Source organism: Photorhabdus namnaonensis, from assembly GCF_001684335.1.
GTDB classification, from domain to species: domain Bacteria; phylum Pseudomonadota; class Gammaproteobacteria; order Enterobacterales; family Enterobacteriaceae; genus Photorhabdus; species Photorhabdus namnaonensis.
Map to the genome: position 1 here is coordinate 18,904 of NZ_LOIC01000044.1, position 18,591 is coordinate 37,494.

Genomic DNA, 18,591 nt, shown 5'->3' on the forward strand with positions numbered 1-18,591 from the left:
TTCGGCTTTATGTTAATTATTTTATAATTTCACATTCATTATTGTTATATATTGAAAGTAAAGATTTTGTATCAATTTTACTGTTATTGGTGACTGGGAAATTATCAATATTGATAAACTCACTGGGTATCATATACGAAGGTAAATTCTTTTTAAGAAGGTTAACTAAATTTTCCTTCTCAATAATGGTTTTGAATTTACAGAAAGCAACCAGGCGAACAATAGAACCATCTTCTTTTTTTAATGGCAAAACAACAGCGCTATCAACGATAGGAAGATTCATCAGCCTTTCTTCAATTTCATGTAGCTCAATACGATATCCATGTAGTTTTATTTGGTTATCTTTTCTGCCAAAGCAGTACCAGATATTATCAATTAATTTGCCGATATCTCCGGTTCGGAAACTTCTCATCCCATCTTGATTAATTGTCAATCTATTATTATCTTCCGCTTTGGCGCCAATATATTTTCTCATCACATGAGCGCCGGAGATAACAATTTCATCATTTTCCAATGTCAGAGTAGAGCTTGATCTTGATTCTCCAATTGGCAATAATTCCATATCCGAGTGGAGATGTTGATCGCTAATTTCAATTAACGTTGTTGCCACGGTAGCTTCTGTGGGACCATAAGTATTATAGATAATGGCAGATGGAAATTTTCTCCTTAAATGCTTAACGAGATTTTTACTTAGAATTTCGCCGCAAAATAGGAAATGTTTTAGATTTTTTAAAAAGGATGAATTGAAATCCTGAGATAATAACTGCTTATAAGAAAAGGACGGTGTGGAAACCCATACCGTTGGCTGATAATAATTTAAAACTTGATAGAATTTTTCAGAATCAGTGGTTGTTTCTTGAGAAATGCAAATACATGTACCACCGTATACCAATGTACCAAATGTTTCATACATGGATAAATCAAAATTAAATAGCGCTTGATTCATGAAAACAGGTTTTTCACCAAGCTTGAAATCATTGTACATCCATCGCATAAGATCATAAACGCTTTCACGTCCAATGACGACGCCTTTAGGTTTTCCTGTGCTACCGGATGTAAACATGATATAAGCAACATTATCTTCATCAAATTCAATATAATCAACATTTGTCGTTTTGAATGTATTGCTAATGACATCGTAGTAATAAGGCGTGTTGGATAGTGATGCAATTTCTAACAAACGTTGCGTTGGATAAATTATATCGATTGGAATAAATGGGATCTTATAGGTTATACATGCATAAATTGAAACTAAAAAATTAGCTTCTTTATGTCCGTATAAGATCAATGGCGTGTTGCGGTTTAAATTTAGTTCTAAATATTTAGAATGCCACTTTTTAATTTCATCATATAAATCGCGCCAATAAATGACTTGATCTGAACCTACGATGGCGGGATTGTCTGGATGAGAAGGTGCTATTATTCTATCGTTAATCAATAGATCAAAGTTTGGTTCGCTATATTCGTTGAGATATTTCATTTTATAAAACTGTATCCACTAAATATATATAAAGAGAAACAAATTAAAGTTAACGTTGTCAGTCTTCCAAAGAAAGAGATGAATTTTGTATTTAAGATATTAGTGATGTTCTCTTTATCTCTGGTGTAATTAATTAAACAATTATGCATTACAGAGTAAAAACCAAATAAAGCACCACTTATAATATAATTAAGCTCTAGTCCATTCCAAATACCCATGCAAAATAATGTGATAAAAATACTGATATTCTGGGCGAAAAGTCTATGGTTTTTGAAAAATTCTTTTTCCATTAGTGTCTTATATAATGGCATAAAGATGACGTCTCTTAACCATTCAGATAAACTAATATGGAATCTGCGCCAAAAATCCTGTGGGTTTTTGGCTAAAATTGGATAGTGGAAATTAATAGGTAAGTTTATGCCAAATAGTTTGCCTGCGCCACAAGCCATATTGGTATAACCTGCAAAATCAAAATATAAGTAAAAACTATAACTTATAGCAACGACTAAGTATGATTCAATAGTGTCTTTATTAATATAGTCAGATAAAAAGACGTTATAGATAATGGCGGCGAATAAGAATTTCTGAACTACACCATATAATATTTGACCAGCACCGGAAAACCATTTTTCTAAAGAGACTGGCATTTGTAATTCAAGTAAATCACGTTTGAAGCTGTTCCATCTATACATAGGTCCAGCCAGCCAAACTAATGGTAAGAATAAATAAGCAAAATATTCGTAAATTACTATTTTTTGCTGTTTACTGGAGAATAAAATGACATCTATAGCCCTGAATGTAAAAAAGGATAAACCGATAACACCGAGTAGATGACTAAATTCCAAATTTAATTTAACTAAAAATAAAGGTAAAATGATTAGCAGAGAAGATACTAATTTATTAATTATATTCTTTTTGAAAATTAAAGTTATTAAATAGAAATAAACAGATAACGCTATAGGTATATAAATTTTATATCTGAAAATAATACACCAGCAAATAATAGAAAATAAACTTAATGCAATTTTAGAATTTATTTTTTTATTAAAAAATAGAAAAAATAAGGAAAAAATAAATGAGGCTGAAAATAGATAAATGAAAAAGTTAAAATTTGCAAACATGTTTTTTATGCCTTCTTTATTCTAAAATTGCTGATATTCATATTTTACTTTAACTTCACTGCTACCATTGACGATAGAATCAGAATGATAAAATAAGGTAAGCATTAGAAAAAGATATAATAAAAAAGCCTTTATAAAATATTTCATTTCGCAAAATGTTCCACAATAGCCTTATCAGTTAATAACCAACCATATTCCCCCATATGCATAATATCAGTTAATACTCCTGGTTGATATTGCTCTTCAATAAGATTTAAATACCCCATGCCATGAGATTTTATTTTCTCTGATATAATATTTTCAACGGGATTAAAGTTATTGGTATCTGTGTATACATAAGGGTTTAATGGCTGCATAATAAATAGAGCATCGACATTATATTTCGCTAATAAATTCAATAAGTGGTCAAGGGCGTGCATTTCTTTGCTGTAATTGACTCCATTAGGGAATGCTTTTTTAATCTTTTTATCCTTTACATACTTTTCATAGTATTTTTTATTTACCCATTGTGTCTCTTTACTCATATTGTTAAGTTCAATATTTTTAGCATCATTAGCTAGATCTTGCCATTGAACTTCGGTATTGGCAATTTTAAATTGTTTTTTCATTAAAGGATATTCATGAGATACATAAATATTTTCAGCTTTAATTTTATGATTGTCATTTATTATATTTTGGATGTTTACTCTTGCGTTTGATATATAATTTAAAGCATTTGTAACTGATGATAAGACTATATTGTCTTTATAAATTAATTTTAATTGGGTGGAGTTTAAATTTTTAAAGTCATTTTTGTTTTCATTGAGATAGTTGGAAAATATATTTTTTGTATTTTCATCACTTGCGAGTTTATTTGCGATATAGGATGGAAAATGAGAATTGTATGCTTGTGGCAGAAGATCTGTTTTTTCAAACCATCCTGGTGATAGGATAATGACTATTCTGCTATCCTTATTTAAATATTCTTGATAAGCTGATAAATAACCATAAATTGCTAATAATTCAAAGTGCGCTTTACCAACGCCGATTGTCGGAATATTTAAATTTTTTGTTAAGAAATTATAGGGCATAAATTTATGCGTTCTGTTTGTTAATTCAGATGATCCAAATAAAATGACATGATTATTTTTAAACCCATATTCAAGTGATTTTTCTTTTGAGAAGTCAATAGCATTGTGTTGATCTGTAATAGTAGGCAGATAGTTGGTTGATTTATTATCGTCTTCAATATATTTGTATTCTACTATTTTCGAATTGAAACTATTAATAAATACTATAATCGATGAAAAAATAATTGCTGCGAATAATAATGCTGCAATATTAATAGATATCTTTTTTAACATCATTTTAAGCTGTTTAAATAGTTGATAATTGACTTAGGGGTTTCGAGAATGGATTCAGCGTCAGTTGCTGATATGTGGCAGTCGAATTCCTCTTGTAATGCCAGGATGAGATCGACTGTAGTGATTGAATCTATTAGATTTTTCTTTAAAATCTCATCATCTAATTCAACATTTTTTCTGGCAATTTTGTTGACTATCGATAATACTTGCTGCTCAAGTTCCATATATTATCCTTTTATACCAAGATTGTATTTGTATGATTTATTGATATTCATGATAGCTACCGCACAAGCTAAAACACATTTGCTTGCTAATATCACTGTTGTTTCTTCAGTTAATTTGATTGATTTTACATATGTTATTAAACAGTATGGAATATCGATGTTTCAGTTTTAATCGTTATGCATACTAATTGATAGCCCTTTCTTTATCAAGATAATATAATTGTTCTACGTATAATTTCCCTAATAAATGAGAAAATAATGTTTTTTTAAAATCTCATGTGATTTACTGTCCCTCAATATAGTTAAGTATGTAAGTGAAAATGCTAACTAATTCACACGGAGATTTGCAGCAGAAAGCTATTTAAAATAAATGGTAAAAATTAAAAGAAACTTTTTCTGATCTTGTCAGAATGAAGTAAAAACAATAATGAAGAAAGCGGAAGTCTCGCTATTATGAAAAACAGATATTCCTACACAATGAATTTTTAAGTCAAATAATGGACTTGCCGTAATATCCCCCTCAGTCTTCTGACTGAGAAGGATATCAATTACCTGAAAAACTATACTTATTCAAACAAACGCTGATGAAGGGTTTGAACAATTTGTTCTGCATCTTTGCCTTGAACAAGCAAGCACAGGTTATGGTTACTGGCGCCATGACTGATCATGCGGAGATTGAATCTTTCCAACACACTAAAAACTTTTTTTCCTAATCCGTTGGTTTGAGAAAGCTGATTACCAATAATTGCCACCAGCGCCAGATCTTCTTCCACTTCAACCCGACACAGTGTCGAAAGCTCCGTCATCAGTGCATTGGTCAGCAGGCTGCCATTCGTGCTGGTGGAGCCAGTGGTGTCGAGTGTTAATGCCACATTGACTTCGGAGGTGGTGATCAAATCCACCGAGATATTATGACGTGACAGAATAGTAAATATTTCGGCCAAAAATCCCTGTGCGTGTAGCATTTTCAGGCTGTGTAATGTCAGTAACGTCTGTTTCTGGCGCAGGGTAATAGCGCGGAACTGTGGTGGGGCTTCTGTGGTATCACAGACCAGCGTACCGCCGGCCTGTGGGTTTTTACTAGAGCCGACAAATACTGGAATGCCACAGCGAATAGCAGGAAACAGGGTTGCCGGATGTAGAATTTTGGCGCCAAATGTTGCCATCTCCGCCGCTTCATCAAAGGCAATCTGATCAATTCGTTGGGCGGTTGGAACAACTCGTGGATCAGTGGTGTAAATGCCGGGAACATCTGTCCAGATATCAACGCGTTTCAGGCCAAGGGCTTCTCCCAAGAGCGCCGCAGTATAATCGCTGCCACCGCGCCCCAGTGTAGTGGTACGACCATTTTTTTCACAACCAATAAAACCTTGGGTAACAATCAGGGTATTTTTCAGACATGGTAAGAGATGTTCTGTTGCCAACGATCGAAGTTGTTCATGGTTTGGTTCAGCACGGCCAAAATGATCATCGGTATACATCACTTTGCGTATATCAAACCATTCGGCATCTTTACCGCGTTGGCGAAGCAATTCGGTAAACAATCGTGTGGACATCAGTTCACCGTGGCTGACTAATTCATCTGTCAGAGCCGCAGAGGTTGCCAGAGACGCGGTTTCAGCAAGGGTTTTAATATTTTCCAGTAGACGATTAATCTCTTGACGAATCGCATCGGATTCATGCAAGCGATCAATTATTGCGTATTGAATGGCGTGGATCTGTTTCAAGTAGTCAGCCCGCTTATCTGCATCGCAGCCTGCCGCTAATGCAACTAATAAGTTGGTTATACCGGCGGACGCAGACAGCACAACTACACGTACTGCTTTATTTGCCAGTACGATATCTGCACTGTTATTCATGGCATCGAAATTTGCCACGCTGGTACCACCAAATTTTGCGACTACATGCCCGCCAATTTCTGGGCATTGGGATGAAACAGCACTCATTGCGATAACCTTCTGTTAACTGGATAGTCTTTTAGAAATATCGGGTTAACGGGTTTGAGTCAACGGGGTGAAGAGTGACATCAATATCTTTCATGACGCGATAAGAATCATAAAATAAATTGAGGATAGTAGAGAACAGTAATTATTTTTTGTACACCTCAGCAAATAGAACTAGAAAAACCTAATCGTTTTGACCAATATCAGTGATTAAAGGAAAAGAGGCTCGAATCATAGAATTACAGGTTACAATCTTTCTTTACTCCCAATTAATTACAGTCAGTTGATAGAGAGCATAGCTATGAAAAATATTAATCCTAGTCAAACCTCAGCTTGGAAAGCGTTAGAACAGCATTTTGCGCAGATAAAGGATATTCACATACGTGAATTGTTTGAACAGGACCCAAATCGTTTTGCTAAGTTCTCAGCGACATTCGATGACCAGATTCTGGTAGATTTTTCAAAAAATCGCATCACAACGGAGACATTAGAAAAATTACAGGCGCTTGCTAAAGAGACGGATGTTGCCGAGGCTATTCGCAGTATGTTTTCTGGTGAGAAAATTAATCGTACTGAGGATCGCGCTGTATTGCATATTGCACTACGTAATCGCAGTAATACCCCGATTGTGGTTGACGGGGAAGATGTTATGCAGCAGGTCAACGCGGTGTTGGCAAAAATGAAAGATTTCAGTGAACGCGTGATTAATGGCGAGTGGAAAGGTTATACCGGTAAGGTGATTACTGATGTGGTGAATATCGGTATCGGTGGTTCAGATCTTGGTCCTTATATGGTGACGGAAGCGCTGAAACCTTATAAGAATCACTTGAATATGCATTTTGTTTCTAATGTTGATGGAACCCATATTGCGGAGACCTTGAAAGCGCTTAACCCAGAAACGACGCTATTTCTCATTGCTTCCAAGACGTTCACTACTCAGGAAACGATGACCAATGCTCACTCTGCCCGTGACTGGTTCCTAAAAAGTGCGGGTGATGAAGGACATATTGCAAAGCATTTTGCGGCACTTTCTACAAATGAGCAGGAAGTTAAGCGATTTGGTATTGATACCAAAAATATGTTTGAGTTTTGGGATTGGGTTGGCGGCCGTTATTCATTGTGGTCAGCGATTGGTTTATCTATTGCACTCTCTGTCGGGTTTGAAAATTTTGAACAGTTGCTTAGTGGGGCGCATGCAATGGATCAGCATTTTGCCAATACCCCATTTGAGCAGAATATTCCTGTATTGCTGGCGTTAATTGGTGTTTGGTACAACAATTTCTTTGGCTCGGAAACTGAAGCGATTCTGCCATACGATCAGTATATGCATCGCTTTGCTGCCTATTTTCAGCAAGGCAATATGGAATCTAACGGTAAATATATCGATCGCAATGGTCATCCAGTAGATTACCAAACTGGCCCAATCATCTGGGGAGAACCTGGAACGAATGGTCAGCACGCGTTCTATCAGCTTATTCATCAGGGAACTAAATTGATTCCCTGCGATTTTATTGCGCCAGCCATCAGCCATAACCCATTGAGCGACCATCACAACAAATTGTTATCAAACTTTTTTGCTCAGACGGAAGCATTAGCCTTTGGTAAATCTCGTGAGCAGGTGGATGCTGAATTTGTCGCCAGTGGCAAAATCGCGATTGAAGTTGAACATGTTGCGCCATTTAAAGTGTTTGAAGGAAATCGCCCAACTAATTCTATTCTGTTACGTGAAATGACCCCATTTAGCTTGGGGGCGTTGATTGCCATGTATGAGCACAAGATATTTGTACAAGGGGTAATTCTCAACATTTTTACTTTTGACCAGTGGGGAGTTGAATTAGGTAAGCAATTGGCTAACCGTATTTTACCGGAGCTTGAGGATAGTGAAGAGATTACCAGCCATGATAGTTCAACAAATGGGTTGATTAATCGTTTTAAAGCATGGCGTTAATCACTTATTCTGAATCAGAAAGTTAATTGATATGAGCGAATTATGTTCATCATAATTCGCTTATTTTTACTCAATAATATTTATATAATTTGTTATAACTTTTTATTCTGTATACCTACAACGTGGTATTCTCAGCGGTTATCAATTGTACTTCCGGATAAAAGAAATTTGTCCTAATGGAAAATCGTATGTCAACTGACTCAATATTAACAACGGCGCCTATTCAATGGCTTTCGGTGGATTCGCCCATTTTGTCTGATGAGATTTTAGATTGGTTGATGGAATTAGGCTCAATGACTCGCCGTTTTGAGCAATATTGTAATCGTGTGTGTATCATACCATTCAGAGAATGTTTTATTACCGCCGAACAACTTTCTGATGAAAGTGAGTGTTTGCCAGCGAGTCAAAGATATTGGCTGCGTGAGATCGTGCTGTGTGGCGATAATATCCCTTGGCTATTGGGGCGGACGTTAATCCCGGAAGCGACATTAACCGGCCCTGATGAAAGTTTGGTTGATTTAGGAACAGTCCCACTGGGGCGGTATCTTTTTAGTGGTAATAAATTGACGCGGGACTATATTCATGTGGGGCAGCAGGTAAACCGTTGGGCAAGACGATCATTGCTGAGGTTATCAGGCAAGCCATTATTATTAACCGAAGTCTTTTTACCTGAATCACCTGTATATAAAGGTAAAATTTAAAAGGGGGAAGGGAAATATGGCGCAAAGTAAATGGCTGGCCTATTGCCGTTTAATGCGTATTGATAAGCCTATCGGTGCATTATTGTTGTTGTGGCCGACTTTCTGGGCCTTGTGGATGGCCGGGAAAGGGATTCCGGATATGCACATATTATTGGTTTTTACTGCCGGTGTGTTTCTGATGCGTGCAGCGGGATGTGTAATCAATGATTTTGCTGACAGAAAATTTGATGGTTACGTAGAACGCACAAAAGCACGCCCTCTGCCGAGTGGGTCCATCAATGAGAAAGAGAGTAAGATCCTGTTTGTCGTGCTGGCGCTGATCTCTTTTGGGCTGGTGCTGACCTTGAATAAAATGGCGATCGGGTTGTCAGTCGTTGGGTTGGCTCTGGCTTGGTTTTACCCCTTTGTTAAACGGTTTAGTCATCTTCCTCAGTTTGTGTTAGGGGCTGCTTACGGTTGGGCTATTCCTATGGGATTTGCTGCGGTTAGTGAGTCTTTACCACTAGAGTGCTGGTTATTATTCTTGGTTAATATCTTCTGGTCGGTTATTTATGATACACAATATGCGATGGTCGATCGAAACGATGATTTGAAAATAGGCGTTAAATCCACCGCCATCCTGTTTGGTCGTTTCGATAAATTGATTATAGGATTATTGCAACTCGCTATGTTACTGGTGCTGGCGCTGGTGGGTTATATGATGAATCTGGGCGGTATCTACTATTGGTCACTGTTGCTTGCGGGTACGCTATTTATTTATCAGCAGAGACTGATTGTCGGCCGGGAAAGAACGCTGTGTTTCCAGGCATTCCTCAATAATAACTATGTAGGTCTGGTGCTATTCCTTGGCATTTTTTTCAGCTATGTCTGAAATATCTGGTGATAATGTGAATAACCATTATCACCAGTATTTGAGAAGATTATCCTTCCTTGGCACTCTCTTCGGTATCATTATGCTCTGGCGGCAAACTGACACTCTCGATCGTAAGACGAATCTCAGGTGACATCAGTTCACCCAATACCTGATACAGATCGTGGGTATTTGCTGTAATCGCATTACCACTGTCACTGATATAACCTTCTTCACGTAGTGTATTTACCGATGCAGTAAATACCGCCTTATCAAAGAATTCAGGTGCGTTGATGCCATGCAATACCGACAGACGTTGCGCTAACATCCGACTCTCTTTTTCCAGCACTCCCCGGCTGATTATTGGGTTGGCGTTCAGTAAAGAGAGGGTGATGGCATAACGTTGCAGTGTTTCACGGACACCGGCTGCCAGTAATTGCAGGGGGCGGATACGTGCTGGATTAAGCACCAGCATGCCATGCTCCTTGTTGCAGATAAGGCACTGGCGGGTCAGTTCGTTGATCAGCGTATTAACCACTTCTGGCAGCTCTGCTTTGCTATAACGCATAAACAGCTCGGCTTTAAGGAGTGGATAAATGATCGCGACTTGGTTTAACAACGCTTCGCGGCTGATACGGCGATGATGAATCACGATGCAGGCAATCAGCGATGGCAGTACTAAGAGATGTTGAATATTGTTGCGGTAGTAGGTCATCAAAACTGCCCGATCACGCGGCAGAATGATAATGTCGCCCATACTGTCTTTGTCTACCTCGAATTTATCCATTTGCAGAGCGTGTTCTAACAACTCCTCCGCGGTTTTCTTTGGTACAGTGACATCGGCAGCGTAGGGCGCATTGCTCATGAGCTGTATATAACAATCCAGTTGCTCAAGCAGTTGCTCGCGAGTTAGTGCTCGCTGACGTGACGAAAGCAGAGCAGTTGAACACAAGTTGATCGCGTTAGCCGCCGCAGTGTTGTTAATGTTTACCATAATCTTTTCAGACAGTTGACTGACTGTCGGATTGAACCACTCGGGGCGCTGGAACTCTATTGGATCAATAGAATCGCGCCAGCTAGGAACATGGTTGTTAAGGTATTGGATCAACGGGATGGGTTCGCCAAAGTTGACGTAGCCTTGCCCCAGATTACGAAGTTTACGCAAACCGCGTATCATCTGGAAAAAGCCCTCTTTCTCTTTGGTTGCGCCCCGCAGCTCTTTGGCATAGGTGGCAACTTCCATCACATGTTCGTAGCCGATATAGATCGGAATAATGGTAATTGGGCGTGATTCGCCTCTCAACAGCGCCTGTAACGTCATGGACAGCGTACCCGTTTTGGGATCGAGCAAACGACCTGTCCTGGAGCGACCGCCTTCCATAAAGTATTCAACAGAATAACCTCGGGCAAATAACTCACCTAGATATTCCCGGAATATCGTGGCGTAGAGTTTATTACCCTTGAACGTGCGGCGGATGAAAAATGCACCAAGGCGGCGGAATATTGGCCCTGCCGGCCAAAAATTCAGGTTGATGCCAGCGGCGATATGGGGCGGCACCAAGCCTTGATGATAGAGCACATAGGAGAGCAGCAAATAATCCATGTGGCTACGGTGGCAGGGCGCATAAACCAGTTCGTGGCCATCCTGTGCCAGACGGCGGATGCGTTCAGCATTGTGAACATTGATCCCTTGATACAGACGGTTCCAGGTCCAACCCAGTACACGGCCTGACAATCGTACCGCTTCGTAAGAGAAATCCGCCGCAATCTCTTCCATCATATTAACGGCATTCTGTCGGGCTTTCTCATGTGAGATTTTCTTGGTGCGGGCCTCATCAGAGACTGCCTTTTCTATTGCTTTCGATGCCAGTAACTTGTTAAACAGCTCTTGCCGAACCGGCAGGCGTGGTCCAACGGCTGCCAGGCGTTGACGTGAATAGTGCATTCGCGCCACGCGAGCCAGCTTATGGGCAATCGTCTTGTCAGTGCCATGCTCAGTTGCCATATAGCGTAGAGATACTGTGTTTGAAAAGCGCACAAAACTATCTCGGCCTAGCCAGAGAATGGCAAAGAATTTTTGGATACCATTGAGTAGCCGCAAATGTGGAGCGCTCTGCCCTTCGCGTCCCGGGGAACGGCCGAACATGACAGAAACTGGCAGCAGTTGGATATCCAGATTTGGATTATTGCGATGAAGATCTAGGTAATCATGGAAAATTTTTACGGATTCCTGCTTTGGCGCACAATAGCGGAATACACGTGGGCCATTATCGATAAATACATAGCTGGGAAGTTCAGTGTCACCAATCTCCAGTGAATTTAATGGGTCCGGCAGATCCTGTTCAAGACATTGCTGACGTAATGCCAGTAAGTCTGCTTTGGAGTGATACGGCAGCACGTACAGAATCGGGCGTGTCGTATCGAGCCGCAATTCAGTAATAGGATCTGTAGGGATAAGTTTGCTCTTTACCAGTATTTTTAGTGGTAAATTCAATAATTTATAATATATTTTACGCCAACTTGACATAAATATCTTGAAGCCTCTTGTTAGCAACACGTTGCCAGCATATCAGAAACAGGTGTTGAGATCTGTTGTGTTAAGACAATAATAAAAGGGGAAAGTGTCAAATAACCTCATATTTGGTGTGAATAATTTATGGCGAATCAATCCAAGGGCTTGACCCGTATCATTAAAGCAATCGTATATTCGGTGAAGGGCATTAGGGCAACATGGAAAAATGAAGCGGCTTTCCGTCAGGAAATAATTTTAGCGATATTGGCTATGATGGTTGCATTTTATCTGGATATCGGCGCAATTGAACGCATTTTACTGATTGGTTCAGTGATGCTGGTGTTGATTATGGAAATCCTGAATAGTGCTATTGAAGCCGTGGTTGATCGTATTGGCAGTGAGTTCCATGAACTGTCCGGTCGCGCGAAAGATATGGGATCGGCGGCTGTCTTTCTAACAATGATTCTGTCGTTAATTGTCTGGGGGACCATCCTTTGGCGCTATTTTATGACCTGATTTAGTTTAATAGTTAGATATTATATTATAATTGGCTAATTTTCTACCCTGGTAGGTTCCCAATCGTTATTTAGCTGTATATACTCACATATTGACTGTATAAACAAACAGGGGACGAAATGAAAGCACTTACCGCAAGGCAGCAGCAAGTTTATGACTTGGTGCGTGACCATATTTCGCAAACGGGGATGCCGCCGACGCGTGCTGAAATTGCAGCACGTCTTGGCTTTCGTTCACCTAACGCGGCTGAAGAGCATTTGAAGGCATTGGCTCGTAAAGGGGTGATAGAAATTGTCGCTGGGGCATCTAGAGGTATCCGTTTGCTGCTTGAAGAATCTGGTTTACCGTTAATTGGCCGTGTTGCTGCAGGTGAACCACTGTTGGCACAGGAGCATATTGAAAGTCATTATCAGGTTGATCCGGCATTGTTTAAGCCAAGTGCGGATTTCCTATTGCGGGTTAGCGGCATGTCTATGAAAGATGTTGGGATTATGGATGGTGATCTGTTGGCCGTGCATAAAACACAAGATGTTCGTAATGGGCAGATTATTGTTGCTCGCATTGAAGATGAAGTGACGGTAAAACGTTTTAAACAGACTGGAAATAGAGTTGAATTGCTGGCAGAAAACCCTGAATTTAAGTCAATTGTGGTGGATTTGCGTGAACAGAGCCTGACAATTGAAGGATTGGCGGTTGGGGTGATTCGTAACGGCAACTGGTCTTGATAATAAAATATCAAATTGTTGTTTTTGAGATTGTTAAAGAATTGCAATATTCCGGCAGAATCATGTTGTTGAATTTATCGTTGTGATTATCTTAAACGTGATTCTGCGGTTGTTTATTTCAGCCTGGCTCTGGACCAAAAGTAAGTATTTGCTAACTATCTATTTCTTTTCGCTTCAATACGGTGGTCATGCTGGCATTCATCTCGTTTAGTGCAGGATTCGATCTCTTCACAGGATGAGCATAAGCCATGCGCTTCGATGACGGTATGGCGTAAACTGAACCCGGCGGTTTTTGCTAGTTGTTGGATGGCGGATTCGACGGTTCCACCATCTCGTTCCGTAACAGAACCACAACGATCACAAATAAACATCGCTGAGGTGTGACTTGGTTGTTCAATATGGTGGCATAATACATAACTGTTGGTGGATTCTATTTTATGAATAAATCCCTGTTCCAACAGAAATTCCAGTGCTCGGTATACGGTAGGCGGTTTGGCCTGCGGTTCTGCTTCCCGTAGCAAATCCAGTAAATCATAAGCACTGATTGCCCCTGGTTGCTCTGAAATGAGACGCAAAACCTCAAGCCGCTGCGGAGTAAAGCGGACTCCACGGGCCTGGCAAATAACTTCGGCCTGTTCCAGTAACTTTTTTTGATTAATCAATTTCATTGCGCCTCTTACAACCAGTACGATGATAATATTGTGATGTTATCATGTTTCTTCAATAGAAAATATTATCCAGTAAAGTTCATTGTGGTTGTCCCCTGATGGAGTTAATTTGGCTAAATTGATACTCAATAGCAAAAATAATGTTTTCTTGAAGTTTATGATAATACAGACAAGAATTATCGTATATGACAGATAATTTTCGGAAAGGAAGCATTTATGATGAAAGAGCTTTTACAAAATCAGCCTCATTATAGACAGTTCCCTGTTAAAGGCTATCAGGTAATGAAGCATATTATCTGTGAAAAAAGAAAGTTACCTTTTCTAAGAGCATTATATGCATTGATTAATATTTTATTTGTAATTGCAGTATGTATGGGTATTGTATTATCTGTAGCAATTGTTTTATTTATAATAGGTAATGTATCTGTCCCTGATGACGATTATTTACTTCTGGCACAAGTAGTCGGTGTAGCATTATTAGGTGTAATGTTACTCTCTGTTATTATTTATCGCATTGTTAAGCGGCCTGAATGGGAACAACGGCGTTATTATCAACAAGCAGGTTTATCTCTTTTACCAGAAGAGAAACGCCAGGCATTACGGTTGAATATTGTTAGTGACTATTGGCTAGGTTTTTGGAGTGAAACTCTAGAGCATTATCCTCTACAGTCACGGGTTGCCCATGATAACTATCGTTACTGCCTGCTTCCATTATCTCTGACCCAAGAACATCAATCCCAATTATATAGCGACTGGGGAATTATTGATGAAGAAGGGTATATGAAAATGCTAACGGGTTTGTGGGAAGGGGTACATTCAAAACATTTTGCGATTGATGCCGCTCTTAGCGATGGGAAAATGTTTAAAGTGCTTGCCAAATTAGTTGAAGTAACACCTGGCTATATTCATAAATGTGCCAAACCTATTAATCAACGTCCTCCTGCATTAGTGTGGGGATTTGATTTGTGGCTTGCAATCGTTTTAAGTCGTAACTGTTTTTGCGCCGGTTATATCAGTGAAGAAATGGCATGGAGAAATATGTTAAAAACCGCTGATTATGTTTATGAAATCTTCGGTAGTTTTGATGAATTTTATACAAACTTTCGGCTAGGCAATGCTTACTGGAGTAACGATTTTGACCGGTCTAAAGAGCGGCTGGAACAATTTAATTATTATAAGTCACATTGTGATTGGCCAATTGCTAGTTTGCCGTGGCCTGAGCCAAAAGGCGTTATTATGGAAAGGCAGATGATGACAGGTTTTTCTGCATTAGTAGCAGATGTTTTGCGTAGTAACATGGAACAACAACAAAGTTATGAATTTGATATTACTGAATTGTCAGCGTCTCGTGTACTCCATTAATATTTACATGAAATGTTTCCCCTTGAAGAACATTTCAAGGGGAAGTAAGTCATTAATATAGGAAATATGACGTAATAAGTGAGAGAACGAATTTTTTCATTATGGGCTCCATTATTTCTAAAGGTAACATAATTTACCCCGTTCCCTGAAATCACTTGTTTCAAATGAAACGGGGTCAATATTTGTTTTATTAGTTAATGGATTAAATCAGATTAATAAATTTTCTCTCTATATCTTTAATGGCCGCACATCCTGCTAGCTTCATGCTGAGTTTCAACTCATCCTTAAGTAGGTTTAAAACCGAAGTTACGCCTGGTGCTCCACCCAATGCCAACGCATACAAAATGGGCCTGCCGATAGCGACAGCTTTGGCACCCAATGCGAGGGCCTTAAACACATGGGTACCGCGGCGGATACCGCCATCTAGATAGACTGGAATTTTAGATCCAACAGCTTCAACAATGTGCGGTAATGAAGCGATTGCTGCCGGGACACTATCTAACTGCCGGCCGCCGTGGTTAGAAACTTGAATCGCTGCGGCGCCGTGGTCAACACATTCTTTAGCATTTTCGGCAGATTGAATACCTTTTACGATGATTGGCAGACTTGATTCTTTAGCGAGGAACGCCAGGTCATTAAAATCAAGGTCCCGCTTAAATAGCGCCGTAATCTCTGATAAGGTTGCCCCTGCGGGAACGCCTGGAATATTAGGAAATGGTAATGAATGTGGGAAAATAAATTTATTACGTTTATCGGTTTCTCGGTTACCACTCCACTCTAAATCGACCGTAAAGACGATTGCGGTTGCTCCCATCGCTTTGGCTCGGCGTATCATTTCGCGGTTAATGCCCATATCTTTGGTAAAATAAATTTGGAACCATTTAGGGCCATTACTCACTTTTGCTATCTCTTCAAGAGGTGAATTGGCTAGAGTTTGTGCGGTAAATAGTGTGCCGGCATTGGCGGCGCCTCTTGCTGTGCCCAATTCAGCAGTAGTATGAGTTAGCCCATGTGCCGCCATTGGGGGAATGAAAATAGGCATATCCACCTTACTGCCGAGCAATTCGGTTGTGGTGTCAGGCTCTTTTACTCCTGCGAGATAGCGGGGAATAATTTGGAAATCATCAAAGGCTCTGGTATTTTCACGTAGAGTCCATTCATCACCTGAACCGCCGCTGATATAGCCAAATTGGGGCGCAGGAATCAATTTACGCGCTTCTTCTTCTAGGTCATAAAGATTAATAATATCAAGGGATTTTTCTGCACTATTTGTTTTGTAGGCTCCTGTCAGTTTTATGTTAGCAGTTGCAGCGTTGGCTGAGGATACAGCGGATAGTGTACCGGCAGCCGCAAGACTTAATCCTCCAACTATGACGTCTCTTCTTGATGGCATATAATTTTCCCTTACTTAGTAGGTTTAATAAGTATCGACAATAGAATTTGTCCACATATTAAGAATAGACCTATTCTGGATAATTCAAGCTAATAAATCTTTAAGAATATTTTTATAAGCTGACAAAGCCTATTGGAACTGGCGATTCTTTATTATGAGAGGAATATCACAAAACTCAGATTAAGGTATGGTCGCTTATTTTATTTGCTTACCTGAGTTTTTGGGGCGCAGTTCAAATAGATGGACTTTGGATGTTGAATGTAAATGAGAAACTTGGTGTGAATTTGAATTAAAATATTTAATTATTATCTTTGTTAATTATAAAAAAATAGTTAATTTCATTAAGTTATAAAAATATTTCATCATTCCTTATCAAAAAAAGACTATTATTGAAATGCGTTCTAAAATTATATGCGATGATCAGATAGATATTTTAATTTTCATTATCTTAAAGTCTTATTTAATGAAAACATAAGTTTTTTCCTTAAGGAGAACTCATGAGTAATAAGAATGACTTTAAAGCCTTTTCTATTAGCCCGGATGCGAATATTGTTTCTCAGGAAGAATATGAAGAGCGTCAAGAATTGAATATGGGAATTTTTCCCAATGTTATTTCCATTGATTTATTAAATAAGGTCTTGCGTCAATCGTCAACCATATCATCGGTAGTGGCTAATTTTATCTCTACACAAGGTGGTGACGATGTTTTGGATGATGGCAATATAGATAAGCTCACTGCCCAATTAAACACAGCTTTAGAGCAGAAAGCTTTAACCGGGATTCCTAATGCTTCATTAACACAAAAAGGTGTTATTCAACTTACAAATGTACTTGGTGATAGTGACATATTAGCTGTTACGCAAAATCTTGCTCGGGGAATAGTAAATTCGTTTAGTGAAAATATTAATAGCAGAGTGCCAAATATCCGGCAAGTTAATGGTAAGGAGTTATCTGAAAATATTGATCTGGATGCTGTGGATATTGGGGTATACACAAAAGAAGAAGTAGATAACCAAGTTAATGCCAAAGGTAATAAGAATACTGCCAGCAAAGCGATTAATGGTTGGTGGAAATGTGGAGATACAGGGGTTATCTATCAATGGGGTCGTACTAAGGTCATTGACGCTGGTCGTATAGAACGTATTCAATTGCCAATTAGTTTTTCCAATACGCATTACGCCGTTAATATTAATTCTATTCAAAGTAAAATGGGTTTTATGGGTGCGTCTGTTGGCTATGTAAATGTCATTGATAATTCATCTTTCGATTTATTAAATTCTTGGGTAAATGCCAAATGGGATAGCCCATTCTTTTGGATAGCGATAGGATATTAATTATGTATTATTATAGTGCGAAAACGAATGCTTTCTACCCGATAGAATTGGAGAAAAATTATATTGCCGCTGGTTCATTGCCTGATGATATTATAGAAGTCAGTCATGATATTTATCAGGAATATGCCGCTAATCATGCGCCAGAAGGAAAACACCGTGTAGCGAATAAAAACGGTTTGCCGGAATGGGCAGATATTCCCCCACCAACGAAAGATGAATTACAGCAATATGCTGAACTTCAAAAGCAACAACTCATTGCTGAGGCAACCAATCAAATCGCGCCATTGCAAGACGCTGTTGATTTAGGTATTGCGATTGAGGAAGAGAAAATAGCTTTATTGGCATGGAAAGAATATAGGGTAATACTTAATCGAATAGATGCTTCGCAGGCAATGGATATTGATTGGCCGGAAAAACCTAAGGGATAGATAGACGCAATTTTTTAATCCACCCCCAAAATTGACCTGTCTG

Annotated in this window: 16 protein-coding genes; 8 read left to right on the forward strand and 8 right to left on the reverse strand. The window is 39.1% G+C overall.

The annotated features are described in order from the left end of the window. Positions 1-16 precede the first annotated feature (16 nt). The 5 genes from Phpb_RS08360 to lysC form a co-directional block, all read right to left on the reverse strand. On the reverse strand, positions 17-1,480 hold the full coding sequence (locus tag Phpb_RS08360; RefSeq protein WP_065389943.1) for an AMP-binding protein: 1,464 nt from the start codon (positions 1,478-1,480) through the stop codon (positions 17-19). Then, on the reverse strand, positions 1,477-2,601 hold the full coding sequence (locus tag Phpb_RS08365; protein WP_065389944.1) for an MBOAT family O-acyltransferase: 1,125 nt from the start codon (positions 2,599-2,601) through the stop codon (positions 1,477-1,479). The genes Phpb_RS08360 and Phpb_RS08365 overlap by 4 nt, the downstream gene beginning before the upstream one ends. A 143-nt stretch (positions 2,602-2,744) precedes the next feature. Continuing rightward, positions 2,745-3,947, reverse strand: coding sequence for a D-alanyl-lipoteichoic acid biosynthesis protein DltD (locus Phpb_RS08370; RefSeq protein ID WP_082302549.1), 1,203 nt, complete (start codon positions 3,945-3,947; stop codon positions 2,745-2,747). Further along, complete coding sequence (locus Phpb_RS08375; protein WP_065389946.1) at positions 3,944-4,168, reverse strand: phosphopantetheine-binding protein; 225 nt, start codon at positions 4,166-4,168, stop codon at positions 3,944-3,946. The genes Phpb_RS08370 and Phpb_RS08375 overlap by 4 nt, the downstream gene beginning before the upstream one ends. Before the next feature lie 566 nt (positions 4,169-4,734). After that, positions 4,735-6,114: a lysine-sensitive aspartokinase 3 gene (lysC, locus tag Phpb_RS08380; protein ID WP_065389947.1), complete on the reverse strand. Its 1,380-nt coding sequence runs from the start codon at positions 6,112-6,114 to the stop codon at positions 4,735-4,737. Between the two features lie 298 nt (positions 6,115-6,412). Between lysC and pgi the strand changes: the two genes are divergently transcribed. The 3 genes from pgi to ubiA all read left to right on the forward strand — a co-directional run bounded on the left by pgi (position 6,413) and on the right by ubiA (position 9,631). Further along, a complete protein-coding gene (pgi, locus tag Phpb_RS08385) occupies positions 6,413-8,059 on the forward strand; it encodes a glucose-6-phosphate isomerase (RefSeq protein WP_065389948.1) in 1,647 nt (548 codons plus the stop codon). A gap of 188 nt (positions 8,060-8,247) precedes the next feature. Beyond that, the gene (gene ubiC / locus Phpb_RS08390; protein WP_065389949.1) at positions 8,248-8,760 is read left to right on the forward strand and encodes a chorismate lyase; all 513 of its coding nucleotides are present in this window, start codon (positions 8,248-8,250) and stop codon (positions 8,758-8,760) included. 16 nt (positions 8,761-8,776) lie between these two features. Next, a complete protein-coding gene (gene ubiA, locus Phpb_RS08395; RefSeq protein ID WP_065389950.1) occupies positions 8,777-9,631 on the forward strand; it encodes a 4-hydroxybenzoate octaprenyltransferase in 855 nt (284 codons plus the stop codon). A gap of 49 nt (positions 9,632-9,680) precedes the next feature. On the opposite strand, the gene plsB is transcribed toward ubiA, so the two are convergent. After that, the gene (gene plsB / locus Phpb_RS08400) at positions 9,681-12,137 is read right to left on the reverse strand and encodes a glycerol-3-phosphate 1-O-acyltransferase PlsB (RefSeq protein ID WP_065389951.1); all 2,457 of its coding nucleotides are present in this window, start codon (positions 12,135-12,137) and stop codon (positions 9,681-9,683) included. Between the two features lie 129 nt (positions 12,138-12,266). Here plsB and Phpb_RS08405 point away from each other — a divergent pair, with 129 nt between their 5' ends. Beyond that, positions 12,267-12,638 carry a diacylglycerol kinase gene (locus tag Phpb_RS08405; protein ID WP_065389952.1) on the forward strand — a complete coding sequence of 124 codons (372 nt, stop codon included), beginning with the start codon at positions 12,267-12,269 and terminating at the stop codon, positions 12,636-12,638. Positions 12,639-12,757: 119 nt separating this feature from the next. Beyond that, positions 12,758-13,363 carry a transcriptional repressor LexA gene (gene lexA, locus Phpb_RS08410; RefSeq protein ID WP_065389953.1) on the forward strand — a complete coding sequence of 202 codons (606 nt, stop codon included), beginning with the start codon at positions 12,758-12,760 and terminating at the stop codon, positions 13,361-13,363. Between the two features lie 155 nt (positions 13,364-13,518). Here the strand turns inward: lexA and zur are convergent, their stop codons facing one another. After that, positions 13,519-14,031: a zinc uptake transcriptional repressor Zur gene (zur, locus tag Phpb_RS08415; protein ID WP_065389954.1), complete on the reverse strand. Its 513-nt coding sequence runs from the start codon at positions 14,029-14,031 to the stop codon at positions 13,519-13,521. Positions 14,032-14,247: 216 nt separating this feature from the next. Between zur and Phpb_RS08420 the strand changes: the two genes are divergently transcribed. Further along, entirely contained in the window at positions 14,248-15,393 is a 1,146-nt protein-coding gene (locus Phpb_RS08420) for a DUF1266 domain-containing protein (protein ID WP_240492465.1), read from the forward strand. Positions 15,394-15,595: 202 nt separating this feature from the next. Here Phpb_RS08420 and Phpb_RS08425 read toward each other — a convergent pair whose 3' ends face one another. Further along, a complete protein-coding gene (locus Phpb_RS08425) occupies positions 15,596-16,786 on the reverse strand; it encodes a lactate oxidase (RefSeq protein ID WP_240492467.1) in 1,191 nt (396 codons plus the stop codon). Positions 16,787-17,283: 497 nt separating this feature from the next. On the opposite strand from Phpb_RS08425, the gene Phpb_RS08430 reads away from it, so the two are divergent. After that, complete coding sequence (locus Phpb_RS08430) at positions 17,284-18,120, forward strand: gp53-like domain-containing protein (RefSeq protein ID WP_065389955.1); 837 nt, start codon at positions 17,284-17,286, stop codon at positions 18,118-18,120. Between the two features lie 2 nt (positions 18,121-18,122). After that, the gene (locus tag Phpb_RS08435) at positions 18,123-18,548 is read left to right on the forward strand and encodes a tail fiber assembly protein (RefSeq protein ID WP_065389956.1); all 426 of its coding nucleotides are present in this window, start codon (positions 18,123-18,125) and stop codon (positions 18,546-18,548) included. Positions 18,549-18,591 lie beyond the last annotated feature (43 nt).

Coding starts and splice junctions, on each gene's coding strand:
- Phpb_RS08360 (WP_065389943.1), bottom strand. CDS start 1,480: ATGAAATATCTCAACGAATATAGCGAACCAAACTTTGATCTATTGATT.
- Phpb_RS08365 (WP_065389944.1), bottom strand. CDS start 2,601: ATGTTTGCAAATTTTAACTTTTTCATTTATCTATTTTCAGCCTCATTT.
- Phpb_RS08370 (WP_082302549.1), bottom strand. CDS start 3,947: ATGATGTTAAAAAAGATATCTATTAATATTGCAGCATTATTATTCGCA.
- Phpb_RS08375 (WP_065389946.1), bottom strand. CDS start 4,168: ATGGAACTTGAGCAGCAAGTATTATCGATAGTCAACAAAATTGCCAGA.
- lysC (WP_065389947.1), bottom strand. CDS start 6,114: ATGAGTGCTGTTTCATCCCAATGCCCAGAAATTGGCGGGCATGTAGTC.
- pgi (WP_065389948.1), top strand. CDS start 6,413: ATGAAAAATATTAATCCTAGTCAAACCTCAGCTTGGAAAGCGTTAGAA.
- ubiC (WP_065389949.1), top strand. CDS start 8,248: ATGTCAACTGACTCAATATTAACAACGGCGCCTATTCAATGGCTTTCG.
- ubiA (WP_065389950.1), top strand. CDS start 8,777: ATGGCGCAAAGTAAATGGCTGGCCTATTGCCGTTTAATGCGTATTGAT.
- plsB (WP_065389951.1), bottom strand. CDS start 12,137: ATGTCAAGTTGGCGTAAAATATATTATAAATTATTGAATTTACCACTA.
- Phpb_RS08405 (WP_065389952.1), top strand. CDS start 12,267: ATGGCGAATCAATCCAAGGGCTTGACCCGTATCATTAAAGCAATCGTA.
- lexA (WP_065389953.1), top strand. CDS start 12,758: ATGAAAGCACTTACCGCAAGGCAGCAGCAAGTTTATGACTTGGTGCGT.
- zur (WP_065389954.1), bottom strand. CDS start 14,031: ATGAAATTGATTAATCAAAAAAAGTTACTGGAACAGGCCGAAGTTATT.
- Phpb_RS08420 (WP_240492465.1), top strand. CDS start 14,248: ATGATGAAAGAGCTTTTACAAAATCAGCCTCATTATAGACAGTTCCCT.
- Phpb_RS08425 (WP_240492467.1), bottom strand. CDS start 16,786: ATGCCATCAAGAAGAGACGTCATAGTTGGAGGATTAAGTCTTGCGGCT.
- Phpb_RS08430 (WP_065389955.1), top strand. CDS start 17,284: ATGAGTAATAAGAATGACTTTAAAGCCTTTTCTATTAGCCCGGATGCG.
- Phpb_RS08435 (WP_065389956.1), top strand. CDS start 18,123: ATGTATTATTATAGTGCGAAAACGAATGCTTTCTACCCGATAGAATTG.